The organism is Phyllobacterium endophyticum (assembly GCF_003010935.1).
Lineage (GTDB): Bacteria > Pseudomonadota > Alphaproteobacteria > Rhizobiales > Rhizobiaceae > Phyllobacterium > Phyllobacterium endophyticum.
On the sequence record NZ_PGGN01000005.1, the window covers coordinates 97060 to 110319 of the forward strand.

At 58.0% G+C, this 13260-nt stretch carries 14 protein-coding genes; 7 read left to right on the forward strand and 7 right to left on the reverse strand.

The genetic code is table 11. From position 1 onward, the window contains the following. The first annotated feature begins 38 nt into the window (after nucleotides 1-38). The 4 genes from CU100_RS22120 to CU100_RS22135 all read left to right on the forward strand — a co-directional run bounded on the left by CU100_RS22120 (nucleotide 39) and on the right by CU100_RS22135 (nucleotide 3509). Nucleotides 39-914, forward strand: coding sequence for a carbohydrate ABC transporter permease (locus CU100_RS22120; protein WP_106718799.1), 876 nt, complete (start codon nucleotides 39-41; stop codon nucleotides 912-914). Beyond that, nucleotides 911-1765 (forward strand): carbohydrate ABC transporter permease, encoded by an 855-nt coding sequence (locus tag CU100_RS22125; protein WP_106718800.1) that lies wholly within the window; start codon nucleotides 911-913, stop codon nucleotides 1763-1765. Before CU100_RS22120 ends, CU100_RS22125 begins: the two co-directional genes overlap by 4 nt. 113 nt (nucleotides 1766-1878) lie before the next feature. Continuing rightward, nucleotides 1879-2988: a calcium:proton antiporter gene (locus tag CU100_RS22130; protein WP_106718801.1), complete on the forward strand. Its 1110-nt coding sequence runs from the start codon at nucleotides 1879-1881 to the stop codon at nucleotides 2986-2988. Nucleotides 2989-3095: 107 nt separating this feature from the next. Further along, nucleotides 3096-3509 carry a hypothetical protein gene (locus CU100_RS22135; RefSeq protein WP_106718802.1) on the forward strand — a complete coding sequence of 138 codons (414 nt, stop codon included), beginning with the start codon at nucleotides 3096-3098 and terminating at the stop codon, nucleotides 3507-3509. A gap of 24 nt (nucleotides 3510-3533) precedes the next feature. Here CU100_RS22135 and CU100_RS22140 read toward each other — a convergent pair whose 3' ends face one another. Genes CU100_RS22140 through CU100_RS22165 form a run of 6 tightly spaced genes read right to left on the reverse strand, consistent with a single transcriptional unit; the run spans nucleotide 3534 to nucleotide 8662 of the window. Further along, the gene (locus tag CU100_RS22140) at nucleotides 3534-4322 is read right to left on the reverse strand and encodes a DUF481 domain-containing protein (RefSeq protein WP_146141890.1); all 789 of its coding nucleotides are present in this window, start codon (nucleotides 4320-4322) and stop codon (nucleotides 3534-3536) included. 28 nt (nucleotides 4323-4350) lie between these two features. Beyond that, nucleotides 4351-5283, reverse strand: coding sequence for a DUF2950 family protein (locus CU100_RS22145; protein WP_106718803.1), 933 nt, complete (start codon nucleotides 5281-5283; stop codon nucleotides 4351-4353). 41 nt (nucleotides 5284-5324) lie between these two features. Beyond that, complete coding sequence (locus CU100_RS22150; protein WP_106718804.1) at nucleotides 5325-6656, reverse strand: DUF3300 domain-containing protein; 1332 nt, start codon at nucleotides 6654-6656, stop codon at nucleotides 5325-5327. Between the two features lie 26 nt (nucleotides 6657-6682). Further along, nucleotides 6683-6988 carry a hypothetical protein gene (locus CU100_RS22155; protein ID WP_106718805.1) on the reverse strand — a complete coding sequence of 102 codons (306 nt, stop codon included), beginning with the start codon at nucleotides 6986-6988 and terminating at the stop codon, nucleotides 6683-6685. Between the two features lie 19 nt (nucleotides 6989-7007). Next, entirely contained in the window at nucleotides 7008-7694 is a 687-nt protein-coding gene (locus CU100_RS22160; RefSeq protein ID WP_106718976.1) for a L,D-transpeptidase, read from the reverse strand. Next, complete coding sequence (locus tag CU100_RS22165; protein WP_245419196.1) at nucleotides 7691-8662, reverse strand: ABC transporter substrate-binding protein; 972 nt, start codon at nucleotides 8660-8662, stop codon at nucleotides 7691-7693. Before CU100_RS22165 ends, CU100_RS22160 begins: the two co-directional genes overlap by 4 nt. Nucleotides 8663-8812: 150 nt before the next feature. On the opposite strand from CU100_RS22165, the gene CU100_RS22170 reads away from it, so the two are divergent. The 3 genes from CU100_RS22170 (at nucleotide 8813) to CU100_RS22180 (ending at nucleotide 11367) form a co-directional block, all read left to right on the forward strand. Next, entirely contained in the window at nucleotides 8813-9445 is a 633-nt protein-coding gene (locus CU100_RS22170) for a response regulator (RefSeq protein WP_106718806.1), read from the forward strand. A 142-nt stretch (nucleotides 9446-9587) separates the two neighbouring features. After that, nucleotides 9588-10805 (forward strand): alpha/beta hydrolase, encoded by a 1218-nt coding sequence (locus tag CU100_RS22175; protein WP_245419197.1) that lies wholly within the window; start codon nucleotides 9588-9590, stop codon nucleotides 10803-10805. 277 nt (nucleotides 10806-11082) lie between these two features. After that, nucleotides 11083-11367: a hypothetical protein gene (locus CU100_RS22180; protein WP_106718808.1), complete on the forward strand. Its 285-nt coding sequence runs from the start codon at nucleotides 11083-11085 to the stop codon at nucleotides 11365-11367. A 5-nt stretch (nucleotides 11368-11372) separates the two neighbouring features. Here the strand turns inward: CU100_RS22180 and CU100_RS22185 are convergent, their stop codons facing one another. Beyond that, nucleotides 11373-13148: a tetratricopeptide repeat protein gene (locus CU100_RS22185; RefSeq protein WP_106718809.1), complete on the reverse strand. Its 1776-nt coding sequence runs from the start codon at nucleotides 13146-13148 to the stop codon at nucleotides 11373-11375. Nucleotides 13149-13260: the final 112 nt, after the last annotated feature.

The window sequence follows — 13260 nt, forward strand, 5'->3', positions numbered from 1 at the left end:
GGGGAAATAAGTGAAGCTAATTCTTGCAAAGGAAAAACATGGTCGATTTGGACCACAAAGGATGGAGAGTTTTTGCGAGCCCGCTCGTCGGCTTTCTCCTGCTTTTCCTCGGATTTCCAATCCTGATCGATCTCGTCTATAGCCTCTCGCGCGTCAGTTTCACAAATTTGCGCAGCCCGGAAATCGTTGGTTTTGGAAATTATAGCGACGTTCTCGGCGATTCACAGTTCTGGCGCGCCAGCTGGTTTTCGCTGCGCTTCGGCGTGATCACGGCGGTTCTCGAATGTGGGCTCGGTCTCGGCCTCGCGGTGTTCCTGTCGCCGCTGATGGAGAAGCGCTCCTGGCTCATGGCGCCACTCATGCTGCCCCTGATGGTTGCACCGGCAATGATCGGGCTCATGTACCGGCTTGTACTGCACGAGTTTGTCGGTCCCGTCCCGTATTATCTTTACCTGTGGTTCGGTGACAGTCCTTCATTTCTCAACGCGGAAAACGCATTCTGGACGCTTGTGGTCGTCGAAACATTGCAGTGGACGCCATTTGCCCTGCTGCTTTTCTACACCGCCTATCGCGCTATCCCGAACGATGTGCGCGAAGCCTCTGCGATCGACGGAGCCTCCTCCCGCCAGATATTGATGGCCATTGAATTGCCGCTGATGCTGCCAACCCTCGTCTTTACTTTCTTCATCCGGTTCATCGACGGATTTCGCGTCTTCGATAACGTGTACACGCTCACAGGAAGTGGTCCCGGCGGCTCGACCACATCGCTGCCGATCTACATTTACGAGGCCTTCTTCAAGCAGGGGGCCATTGGCAAGGCGATTGCCGCATCGGTCCTGCTGTTTGCGGCGTCCTTCATAGGACTATACGTCCTGACATGGCTTTCGCGCCGCAGGAAAGGCGCAATATCATGAACAGAGAAAAATTCAGTCATAGTGGATCTCGCTCTGATGTTCTGCGCTGGATCATCTATGCGTTTGCGGTTCTCGCCCTCAACTTTCCCGTCATCGTCACGCTCATCACATCATTCAAGAGTGGCAAGGAAATCTCCGTAAATCCGGGCTTCTGGATTTCGGACCCGACCCTTGCCAACTACGCACAGATTCTTCAGGTCACCGACCGGCTGAATATATTCGCCTATCTCTTCAACAGCCTGGCGGCATCGCTGATTGGCACCGTGCTCGCCATGCTCGTCACATTCCCCGCAGCCTATGCCATCGCGCGCGGAGAATATGGCCGCAAGGTGCTCATGCCGTTGATCGTCAATTTGCGCGCCGTGCCGTTGATCATCTTCGCGATCCCGCTTTACATGATGTTCCAGTTCGCCGGCTTGCTGGACACGCAGCTTGGCCTCGGGCTGATCCTGACGATCGTCAACCTGCCGCTTTCGCTGATTGTGTTCGTCAACGCCATAGCGGACGTGCCTTTCGAGATCGACGAGGCCGCCAAACTGGATGGCCTGAGCAACTGGGGAATCATGAAACAGGTGATATTGCCGGTCTGCCGCCCGGCTTTAGCCACCGTATTCATCTTCGGTTTTATCACCGCGTGGAACGAATTCCTCTTTGGATTGATGCTGACCTCCAACAGGGCGGTGCCGATGACGGTCGGAGCTTCCTTCTTCTTTGCCGCCAGCGGCGGCGGTATCCAGTGGGGAGCGGCATCGGCCGTCATGATCGTCGGCGCCCTGCCACCGATGCTGATCGGCATCATCATGTACCGGCAGATAAGCGGCTCGATGACGGCAGGCGCCGTGAAGGGCTAGAGCTTCTAAAAGTGGGCCCTGCCTTACTGAACACCTCTTTTAGCCCTATAGAATTATGGCTGCGCCGGGTCAGGCAAGCTACGCTGGTAATCTCTCATTCGGGATTTGCGACCATGATCTCCCATCAAATGCCGGCTTCCTCATATCTGGTGCCGCCAGCAGCTCTGGCCCTTGCGGCGGGCGTACATTTGTTTGGCGTTCCTGACGGCCAAGGCCATGCCTGGGTCACAATCCTCATTTCGACCGTCACCCTGTGCGTTCTGCTCGTCACCGTCTTTGTCGTCCTTGAACATGCGGAAGCACTTGCATTCCGTCTTGGCCAGCCCTACGGAACCCTGCTGCTCACCTTCGCCGTCACGACGGTAGAGGTTTCGATCATCGTCTCGATGATGCTGCACGGCGAAAACAATCCCACCCTGGCGCGGGAGTCTGTTTTCTCGACCGTGATGATCGTCTGTGCAGGCGTCGTCGGCCTATGCCTCACCCTTGGAGCATGGCAGCATCGCCAGCAGGATTTGAAGCGCCAGGGCACCAGCGCCATCCTTTCGGTATTAACCGCATTGACGGTTCTGACACTCGTCTTGCCCAACTACACGCTTTCCACCGATCCAGGCAGCTTCTCGCCGATTCAGCTCGTCTTCGTCAGTCTTTGTTCAGTGCTGCTCTACGCAAGCTTCGTGTTTGCGCAAACCGTACGGCACCGCGATGATTTTCTCGACGAGAGCACCTCCTATTCCGGCATTCACGCCGGAAAGGCATCCAGGACATCGCTTTATGCGAACGCAATCCTGCTGGTGATCGGTCTGGTTGGAATCGTGCTGCTGGCGGAACAGGTCGCTGTCGGGATCGAGGAAGGCCTTGCCGCTCTCGATGTCAAACAGAGCGACTCGATCGTCGGCGCTTTCATCGCGACGCTTGTTCTTCTGCCGGAAGCCCTCGCCGCCATTCGCGCCGCTCTCAACAACGAACTGCAACGAAGCTTGAACATCGCGCTCGGGTCGGCGCTGGCAACCATCGGACTGACAATTCCCGCGGTCGGGGCGGCAAGCCTGATTACAGGACGAGAGCTCATGCTCGGCCTGTCCTCCGGCGATACTGTCCTTCTGGCACTGGTTCTTTCCATCAGTATCCACAGCTTCGGAACCGGCCGCACCACGGTGTTGACCGGGATGGTGCATCTGGTCGTCTTCATCGCATTCCTGCTTTTGCTGGCAGTTCCCTAGACGAGCATTTACCGTATCGTAGCTGTATATTTCCGGCGCGCCGGTTTGCTGCGGGTGGCAGGGTGTCTATCGTCGCCTGAAGTGAAACGGATCCCGGAGTGATTTCAATGAACAGCACGGTCAGCAAAATGATAGTGACGGGCGGCATTGGCCTGTGCCTGACGACAGGCGCCATGGCCGAAACGATCAAGGATCTGCAAGGTGCCTGGACCATGAACGGCACCAGGTGCGAAGACACGTTCAAGAAAACAGGCAAAACGATAGAGTTCAAGGACCGGACCGCATCGACGTCGACAGGATTGCTGATCAGCGGCAGCAAGGTGACGGGACCCAATGCCGTGTGCACCACCGAAAGCGTTACGAAGCAAAAAGACCGGCTTTCTGCGAAGTTGTCATGCACCGATTCCATGATCGTGAGCGACGTCAGTCAGACATTCAAGATCGTCGATGCAAACACGTTCCAGCGCTTCGATCCTTTCGGCGACGACATGTATGTCACCTACAAGAAGTGCGACATGTAATCGCCGGCCTCGCCTTCGGGTCGATCAGAAACGCATGACGACGCCGAAGATCGGGCCTTGCTGGACGACATCCATGACAAACCCGTCGCTGCTATAGTCGACGCCCAGCGCCCTGTAGCCAGCGACTGCGGATAGTTTTTCGTTGAAGCTGTAGCCGATCCCGGCCGCGACATCCCAGTCGATATCGGCCCCGCCGCCGCCGACAAGGCCCCACCCGGTGAGGTAGACCTTGTCGGTGATGGAATATCTCGCCCGGATGCCTGCCAGGCCATCGACCCAGGTCGCGCTGTCTTCCCGGCTGACGCCATCGAGAATGCCGCCGCCGAACGAAATTTCAGTGCTCGCGTGCCACACCCTCAAACCGGCAACGACATCAAGGTTTCCCCTGTCGCTCTGCAGGACCGAATAGCCGGCACCGACAAGCCCGGCAAAGGTTTCCGAGGTTACGTCGACATCGTCCGCGATAATGCCTCTTGGCGTCGCCCTGCCACTGGAAATCTTCGTATACATGATGTCTGTGAAGATGCTGTAGCGATCGTAGCGCGCTTCGCCGATTGCCATGGCAGCAAAATCGAGCTCATCGAGAATATCGCCAAAGTCCATGTCCATGTGCACTGTCGGCAGTCCGAACAGGCCCGTGTCGCCGGACATGCCCGCCGCCCAGAAATATGGGCTGAATGCGAAGGTCCAGCCTTCCTTTTCGACCTGGTTGAGCTCAGGTGCCATCGGCGAGGCGATATCAGCCGCCCGCACAGGCATGGCGGTTAAAAGTCCGGCCGCAAGCATGGTTGCAAACGCGATGGAATGTCTCATGAACGTTCCCCCAGTTTTGAGCACATATTCATTCTTCGACAGGCTCCCAGCTCTTGTCGGGATTGAACGACCTTATCTCCTTGACTGCCCTGTCGGTAGCCCGGCCAAAGTCTTTTTCATAGATGACGCCCTGATGGCTGAGGACGAACGTCATGATTCCGGTTTCCCCGTAGATTGCCGGCCAGGCAATCAGCGCATGTCCGGCGATCATGTTGCCATTGATCACATAGTCATATTTGCCGCCGGCGATATTGCTGCCCTGTGATTTGAGGATACGGAACCGATAGCCGTAATAGCCATGATCAGTTGCGGCACTGCCTTGAACCTTGCCCGGGTCGCCGAAGCTGCCCGCCGGGCTCTCCTCACCATCGGTGGCAGGCCAATAGAGCCCGTTTCGCGTGCCCTCGTCGCTGATGACCTGCTGGGCAAATTCTTTGACACTATCGCCGTCCCGGTCCTGGAGCGCGTAGGCCATTTGCGCGATCAGGTAGTTCTCGAGGGTCCGTATAGCTTCGAGTTCATTCTCGCCGACGCGTCGTGCCAGAACCTCCTCCAGCCCACGCAGAGTGTCGAATTGCCAGCGATTTCCCTCCTGAACCAGGGGAAACGGAAATGGCCATGCGAGATCACCCAGAATGACATCCTTCGAGCCATCTTCCTCGTCTTCGAGTGCCGCCTTCTGCTTGGCTGCCTGCTGCAATTCCATCAACCGCTGGTCGAAGTCCTCGGATTTTCTCGCCGCATCCACGTTGAGGCCGAGGAGCTTGGCCAAACCCTCGACGTCCGCCTTGTCCAGGCCCTGCTTGAGCGCCTCCAGAGCCTGGTCTGGCTCGGCGAACGTTTCCGGCTTTGCGCCAACGAATTTCTGCAGGGCGGGGTCGGCAGCGAATGACGGCGTGATTGCGCTGATCATTGCCAGGCCAACGAGAGCGAGAATAACCTTGAGAGATGCGTGATACATTTCATGTTCCTTCGAAAGGAGCTTGTTTTTTCGATCGGCGGTCAGCGATGAAAGCGCCCGCCACCGCCCCCTCTGCCACCACCGCCGCCTTCGATCCTGCGTCCGCCGCCTCCACCGCCAAGGCTGCCATTGCCACGCTGTGACGCGACGCGGGTATCCCGGCCCGGGCTATAGTTGCCAAGTGCGCTCGGCTGACGCGGACGGTTATCGGCACGGGCGGCGGGCTTTTGACGGGGTGTTTGCGGCCGCGATACATTGGCTTTGTTCGCGTTCGGACGGTTGGCCGCGGCTTGACCCTGATTGCGGTTGGCCGCGGCTTGGCCCGCGTTTCGACTGGCCTGATTGGGCAGGCTGCGGGCGGCATTTGCCTGACCACCCTGTTTCAGCTGGTTCTGCACGTCGCGGCGAACATCGCTGCTCTGGACTCTCGAGCCGTTACTGCCAGCCAATCCGCCAAGACTGCCAAGCTGAGTGCTGCCCTTGAGATCGAGCCGGTTGGCGTTGTTCTGGCGCAGATTATTCTGGATCGAAGTGCTGTCGAAATTGAAGTTATTCTTGTCGAAGTTGAGATTGTTTATGTTGGTCCTGTCGAAGTGGTAGTCGTTTCTGTTGAAATTATTCACGTTGATGTCGATGTCGTTTCCACCCCAGCTGTTCCAGCGGTTCCAATCGACAGCTGCACCCCATGCGACGCCCGTCACGAACCCGGCCCAATAGGGTGCATATGGGTAGTAATAGGATGGATAGGGGTCGCCGTAGATGATCGGGGCTGCTGCGACGTATGTCGGGCTGGTCAGGATAACGGGATCATAGTCAGGAACGTAGGTTACTTCCTTTTGTGCCGGACGTATGACGATATTATTATTCTGTTTTTCGACGATGACCTTGTCGTTGGACTTGATGACGCCATTGGCTACAGCCTTGTCGCGCAACTGCTGTATCGCCATCAGCACGTCCTTCTGCTGATTGACGACCGCATCTCCAAGCTGCTGCGTCCAGTCGAGATCATCGTTCATCATTTTCAGAACTGTCGGATAGTTCAAAAGCGAGATGATGCTGCCATCCCATGAGGCGTCGGGCTTGGCGTCGGGTTTCGCCTTCGATTGATCGAGGAAACGTTGCGCCTGAACGATTTCCAGCGGATTGAGAGCGGCCGACAGAACCAGCGCCACTAGATCATCCGGATAGAGAGCGATGCGAGCGACAAGTATGGCGAGATCATCGGCCGAAAGAAGCGCCGGCGCGGCTGATGCCGCGGCGGCAGGCGCTGGTGCCGCGGCGGGGGTTTGCGCCCGGGCGGGCACCCCTGACCCGGAAATCAGTAACAATGCCACTGAGGCAACGATGACGATCGTCCGCTGGTGCAATGACATGGTTGCTTCTCCTGAAATGTTTCGGCTCAAGCCTTTTCCAGCGACAGCACGGCTCCCGTGGAGTCGATCAGACAGGTCGAGCGCTGCCCCCTGGAATCAAGAATGATTTGATATCTGCCGCCATCTACCGCGGCCGAGCTGACTGGCAGGATAGACGCATTGTCGCCGCCAAACTTGGTAGCCGCAGCGCTGGCGCAGGCGAGTTGCAGATCCGCAGGCGCCGTCTGGGCCGTGTTACGCGCCATGTTCTCCGGCGCCGGGCTGGAGACGCATCCTGCGAATATCGAACAGGCAGCGAGCGCTGCGGCCTTCTTTGGCAGGTTCCCAATCATGTTTTCCCCCGTTTTGACGTCAAACGCCCTTGTAGAGCGATGCACCCTGCATGAGCACAATCACCTTCGCGCCAACCGCGATCTGCGAGTGGAGATCGACGATGTCCTCGTTGTTCATCCTGATACAACCGGACGATACGTTGAGCCCTATGGACCAGGGTTCGGGCGTGCCGTGGATGCGGTAAATCGTGTCCTGATCCCCCTCGTAGAGGTAGAGCGCACGGGCTCCGAGCGGATTGTCGGGACCTCCGGGCATACCGCCTGCGAATTTCAGCGCCTTGGGGTCACGAGCCACCATTTCCGCCGGCGGTGTCCAGGTTGGCCATTCGGCCACCCGACCAACGCGGACGATGCCGGCCCAGCCGAAACCGTCACGTCCGACTCCGATACCATACCTGACAGCCTGACCACCGCCCTTTACGAGATAAAGGAAGTGCTGATTGCCATCGATAATGATGGTCCCCGGTTTTTCAGCTGTCCGAAAGGGTACGACCTGCCTGCGGAAAGCTTCCGGAACCTGGCCATTGGCCGCATAATATTTGCGGGCCTTCTTGCTGTCATAGGCGATCCAGGTCCGGGTTTTTGTGTCATATATCTGCGTCTTCGGAACCTGTGCGTATCCGCCGGCGATACTGCCAAGCAGCACAGCCGCGGCCATGAAATATGCTGATCCCAAGCTCAGGCAGGAGACGGAACGCGTGGTCATTTCGCCGTATCCTTCATCCATTTCGCTACCCGGTCGCCATGTTTTGCGACCCACGCGCTGGCGTAGTCGGCGGGCGGCTGACGGTCCACCTCGACCGCATAGCTCATTTCGGTGATTTCATCCGGCGTGAAGTCGATATTGTCCAGGAACTTCGTTATTTCCGGCTTGCTCGTGGCCAGTGCCTTCGAATAGGCGACGTGGAAGCGCGCGGCGTCCCAGGCAACGGGTGCATTCGATTTGGTCAGCCATTCGGGATCATCGGCGGGCAGGATGACATTCCACTTGGATGCGTCATGGGCAGGCTCATCCAGCTTGACGATGTCATGCAACTTGAACACGACGTGAGGGCTGTAGCAGGCAAAGATAATCGGTTTGTCCGTCGCCTCGGCAGCATCGACGGCGGCCATGCCCATTTCCTCCGGCATTTCGAGGAGCCGCATCGTCTTGGCATATCCGTAACTCTTGGCGCGAATGCGTTCGATCACTGTCGATGACCACGTCTCCGCACCGATCCACATCTCCCCCTGTCCATCGCCATCCGTGTCGAAAGCAGCAGTCTTCTTTGGATCGAGCAGGTCGCCAACCGCATGAATGCCGGTTTTGTCGGCGGTTTGCCTGGTCGTACAAAGCCCTTGCCATGCGGAAACGCCAAAATCTGCGAGTTGGACCTTCTCCGAGTATTTCTTGACCAGCGAATCGAGGTTGGGCAGCCAGACCTCCGGGTGTATATCGACTTCCCCGGAAGCGAGGCCAGCGAACGCCGTCATCGTGCCCATCTCCTCGACATCCACGCTGAGCTGCAGGTTCTTCTCGAGACTGGTCTTGATGATGTTCGCCGTCACTTGTCCCGACGGCCAGTTAGGCATCGCGACGACAAGATCGGCGGCCATCGCGGCCCCCGGCATCGTCATGCAGATTGACAGGGCCAATCCTGCAAATTGACCGATGTTTATTGATCGTTGCCGCATATGCCAGGCTCCCACATTATTTGGCGCCATTAGCAATGATCGGCTGCATTATCGTAAGTACGTAACTGTTAATTTTTGCCGGAACCGCCAATACGATGTAGGATTGCAGCGTCTCGCCGGGGTTTGCCGGCAGGACGCCGGGGGAAGTCCATGACACGTATTCTGATTGCGGATGACCACGAGATTGTCCGGCAAGGCGTCAAGGCGATCCTGTCAAAGCGGGAGCGCTGGGAGGTTGTCGGAGAGGCTGCCAATGGGCGCGATGCCGTTGAACAGGCGCGGGCGACGCAGCCGGAAATTGCGATACTCGACTATGCGCTCCCCTTCATCAACGGTGTCGAGGCCGCCCGGCAAATTCGCCTTCACAGTCCGAAGACCGAGGTACTGATCTTTACCCAGCACGACAATGAAGCGCTGCTGCGCAATATCCTGGAAGCCGGCGTCAGGGGTTATCTGCTGAAGACCGATGCCACCCAGTACCTCGTTCAGGCAGTCGAGGCGCTGGAACACCGCCAACCTTTTTTTACGAAAACGGTGTCCGACATGCTGGTGTCATCCTATCTTGCCAAAACGGACAGCTCACCCAGCATTCTCACCTCCCGCGAAACATCTGTGGTCAAATTGATTGCCGAGGGGCACAGCAACAAGGAGACGGCGGCGGTGCTCGGACTGAGCGAGAAGACCGTCGAAACCCATCGCGCGGCTGCCATGCGGAAACTTGACGCCAAATCCACGGCGGCCCTCGTCCGGTATGCTATAAGAAACCGGCTGATCGAGGCTTGACAATGTTTTCATGCGCAATAGTCAATCCTTCCTCTGTTCACCTGAAGCTGTCCTCTTGAGCGAAAGCGCCGACATGGATCACAGAACTTGCGCAAGTCAGCAGTCGCAACCGGTCCGCCGGCGCTCGACAGGGGCTGGTCCAATGGCTGGCCTCGTGCTGGCTCTCATGGTGGCGGGTTGCGCTGGACACGCCAAGGGCGTGATGGCGCCTGTGATGGTGACGGGCCCCACGGGGGCATCGACAGTGGACATGCTCGTGGTCACCAGTCGCGTGCCATCCGACGACCCGGCGACGTTGTTTACGGGCGAGCGAAGCCCGACGCCCTACCTGACCGATATCACCATATCGATCCCTCCGGACAGCAAGCGGAAGCCCGGAACAGTCCAGTGGCCGAAAAAGGTGCCGCCCAATCCGGCCACGGATTTTGCGGTGACGCGCGTGAAGCAATTGAATTCGCCGGAAGAGGGTCGCGCCTGGTTCCGCCAGCACGTCGTCAATGGACACGCCATGGTCTTTGTTCATGGTTTCAACAATCGCTACGAAGATTCCGTTTTCCGCTTTGCCCAGATCGTCCACGATTCCAAGGCGCCGGTAACGCCGATCCTGTTTACCTGGCCGTCAAGGGCGCGCGTGTTCGACTATAATTATGACAAGGAGAGCACAAACTTCTCCCGTACGGCGCTGGAACAGGGTCTGCAGACGCTTTCCAAGGACAGGGATGTCAAGGAAATCACAGTAATGGCCCATTCCATGGGAACGTGGCTGGCCATGGAATCGCTTCGGCAGATGGCAATACGTGACGGCAGAGTCCAGCCCAAGATCAAGAACGTGATTCTCGCTTCGCCCGACATCGACGTCGATGTCTTCGCACGCCAATGGAACGAGCTAGGCAAGGACAAGCCGAAAATCACCATCTTCGTATCGCAGGATGACAGAGCGCTGAAAGTGTCGCGATTGATCTCGGGCGATGTCGACCGCCTTGGCGCGATCAATCCGGCAGCGGAACCCTACAAGACCAAGCTCGAAGCGGCCGGCATAACTGTCGTGGATCTTACGCAGGTCAAAACTGGCGACGGGCTCCGCCACGGAAAATTCGCAGAGAGTCCGGATATCGTGAAGCTCATCGGTCAACGCCTCGTAACCGGCCAGACCCTTACCGATTCCGACGTTTCGTTCGCCGATGGCGTGACAGCTGTCGTTGCCGGAAGTGTCGGTACAGTGGGCAAGGTGGCAGCGACGACGGTGAGTGCGCCGATCACGATACTCGAAGGCAAGAAGATCGAGTACAAACGTCCAAAATCGGACAGGGTGCACGAGACGCTGAACAGCAAACCTCCGACGTCCGAACTGAGCTACTAGAGCCTGACGGAGCATTTCGAAGCGGAGCCCGGGCGCAACCGGGCTGTCCGGCTTCGCGGTTCGGTGCAAGGGAGAGCGAAAACGTCAGCAGCCGGTCCCGCCCGGGCAGGCGACCGGGAAGGGCAGCACCCTGTCGCCCTCGATAAAGCTGGTCGAAAACGACACTCGCAGCAACGATGTTACAGTAACATTGTTGCATGCCATCCAGCCTCGACGCATCGTTGCGGCCCGGGCAGTGTATTTTGCGCGTTCCCTTGAACACAGACAGGCTTGTCCGATGAATCGCATTCTCATGGCACTCTTGGTATTCTTCTCCGCCTCGGAGTTCGCGGCCGGTCAAACGCTGGAGTCACGCATGCTCCAGCGGCAGACGGCCCGCGCGATACGAAATGCAGGCTTCTGGTGCGACAGGATAACGGATGCGAGGATCGATAAGGCGAGGTCCGCCGGCGGCCCGACCATTGTTCGGGTGACGTGCGACGACAAAACCACATTCGCCCAGTACAGGCTTACGATGGACGCGGCCAACAGCAAGATCGCGAAAATCGAACCATGGAGATGAATCCGCTACGGCGCCGGTCGAGGCCGCATTCCCTCAATACGACCTGTCGGGGGCGAAGAGGGCAGTGGAAAACCGGCCTTTTCCAATCCGGCGGCGAGCTTTTCGACAATTTCATGCGCGTAGTGCCGATGGGCCATCTCGGAACGGAATGATCGTGCAAACTCGTCGCGCTGAGCGTTCAGCCGCTTAGCCGCTTCCCTCGCCCCGGCTGCATTCTGAATTTGTCCCGCCGCCGCCAGTTCAAGTATGTTGGCGACATAGTCGTCAGACCGGCCCATCTGCTGCACGCGAAGCAAGGCTTGCGCGAAGTCCTCGCGTCGGTAGGCGTCCAGTGCCAGGGTAAGCACCGCATCACCGGGCAAGACGCCCTCGATCATGCCGGACTTGATTGCCATCCCTGCGCCTTCCGCCCACCTGCCATGGGAAAACAGCATCGCGCCGAGGCGGGCTGCTATAAGGCTGTTGTTGGGATTGAGACCGAGCGCGCGATAGCCGGATACGAAGGCCGCCTCGTTCAGGCCGTTACGGCACTGCGCCAGCATTTGCGCGTATGCCGCGCGATCCGATGTGGGGGAGAGCGACACAGCCCTTTTTGCGAGGTTCAGTGCGCGTGCCGTAGCTTCGTTCGGGACCCCCGGCGTAGCCAGCTCAAGATTGACTATGGCAAGCTCGGCGTTGATATCGGCATCGTCGGGCGTAGCCGCCAGCGTTTTTTCAAGGCAGGTTCGCGCTTGCTGCAACTGGGTCGCGTCTCGTTGCCTCAAGGCCATCGCCGACCGAAGAACACAGCCATTGCCAAGGGCGGGCGACGCCAACTCGCGCGTCAGTTCCAGGCCATTGAGCACGCCGTTCATATCGGCAAAGCGGTTTGCCAGCCGTACGACAAGTTCGCGCCGTACATCCGTGGCCCGCTTGTCGTCGACGGCAACCTGTTCCACTCCTGAGCGGAGAGCTTCGCCCGTCACGGGATCGACGACTTGCCACCACACGGAACGAGCGTCCTCGGCAGTATGATATTTGAGGATCACCTTGTAGGAAGCGCTTGTTCGGCGGTTTGACCAAAAGAAAGAGCTCGCAGCGCGGATGACGCTACCACCTGTATTGTCGGGGAATTCTTCTGCCGCCAGCTTTAGCGTTTGGTACTGGGAAAGTGCCGTCATCAGATAATCGCGGATGAAACCGGCTTCGTTATCGGAGCCATTCCCGGCAGATTTCATCTCGATGGCAACATTCGGCTTTTCTGAGAAGACAGGCGCCCTCCCCGAGATGAGCCACAAGAAAGCGCAGACGACCGCACCAAGTGCTGCGAGGCCAAGCCTCCGGCGGATCACAGCTTTTCTCCACCCAGAATAAGTGTCTTTATCCTCTGCAATTTCGACAAACTCGGCTTCGTAGAGATTCTCGGCTTGTGGAGGAGCCTTCGTGAAAACCGGGATATAGCGTCCCCGAGGCAATTCGATACGAACGCTGCCTTCATCGTCGTGAGTCTCATAATATTGGGCCAGGGAGGCGCGGAGCCGTGTGGCTTCGATGCGGACGATCGGGTCGGTCGTGGGGTCGAAGCTGCATGGGCGGCCGAAAACATCCACGGCGATCGTATAGGCCTTTACCGCAGCGGCGCGGCCTTCGAACATTTCCGTTGCGACGAAGCGTAGAAAATTTCTGTTGCGATCCGTCGAATGAAATTGCGGATCGGACAGGAGCCTGTCCAATTCCCGCTTCGCCTCAAATTCGGTGACCCCTTCTAGAGCACGTGCGTCGACGTTGACGTCAACTTCCATGGCAGACCCCCGTACATGACAGCCAGCAACAGAATTGAACGGAACCGGCCAAGAAGCCATAGGGTGAATACCCTAGGTTGTATCGGAATAGTACTGACACGCTTGATTTAAG

Coding starts and splice junctions, on each gene's coding strand:
- CU100_RS22125 (WP_106718800.1), top strand. CDS start 911: ATGAACAGAGAAAAATTCAGTCATAGTGGATCTCGCTCTGATGTTCTG.
- CU100_RS22135 (WP_106718802.1), top strand. CDS start 3,096: ATGAACAGCACGGTCAGCAAAATGATAGTGACGGGCGGCATTGGCCTG.
- CU100_RS22175 (WP_245419197.1), top strand. CDS start 9,588: ATGGCTGGCCTCGTGCTGGCTCTCATGGTGGCGGGTTGCGCTGGACAC.
- CU100_RS22180 (WP_106718808.1), top strand. CDS start 11,083: ATGAATCGCATTCTCATGGCACTCTTGGTATTCTTCTCCGCCTCGGAG.
- CU100_RS22150 (WP_106718804.1), bottom strand. CDS start 6,656: ATGTCATTGCACCAGCGGACGATCGTCATCGTTGCCTCAGTGGCATTG.
- CU100_RS22165 (WP_245419196.1), bottom strand. CDS start 8,662: ATGCGGCAACGATCAATAAACATCGGTCAATTTGCAGGATTGGCCCTG.
- CU100_RS22160 (WP_106718976.1), bottom strand. CDS start 7,694: ATGACCACGCGTTCCGTCTCCTGCCTGAGCTTGGGATCAGCATATTTC.
- CU100_RS22145 (WP_106718803.1), bottom strand. CDS start 5,283: ATGTATCACGCATCTCTCAAGGTTATTCTCGCTCTCGTTGGCCTGGCA.
- CU100_RS22140 (WP_146141890.1), bottom strand. CDS start 4,322: ATGAGACATTCCATCGCGTTTGCAACCATGCTTGCGGCCGGACTTTTA.
- CU100_RS22120 (WP_106718799.1), top strand. CDS start 39: ATGGTCGATTTGGACCACAAAGGATGGAGAGTTTTTGCGAGCCCGCTC.
- CU100_RS22185 (WP_106718809.1), bottom strand. CDS start 13,148: ATGGAAGTTGACGTCAACGTCGACGCACGTGCTCTAGAAGGGGTCACC.
- CU100_RS22130 (WP_106718801.1), top strand. CDS start 1,879: ATGATCTCCCATCAAATGCCGGCTTCCTCATATCTGGTGCCGCCAGCA.
- CU100_RS22155 (WP_106718805.1), bottom strand. CDS start 6,988: ATGATTGGGAACCTGCCAAAGAAGGCCGCAGCGCTCGCTGCCTGTTCG.
- CU100_RS22170 (WP_106718806.1), top strand. CDS start 8,813: ATGACACGTATTCTGATTGCGGATGACCACGAGATTGTCCGGCAAGGC.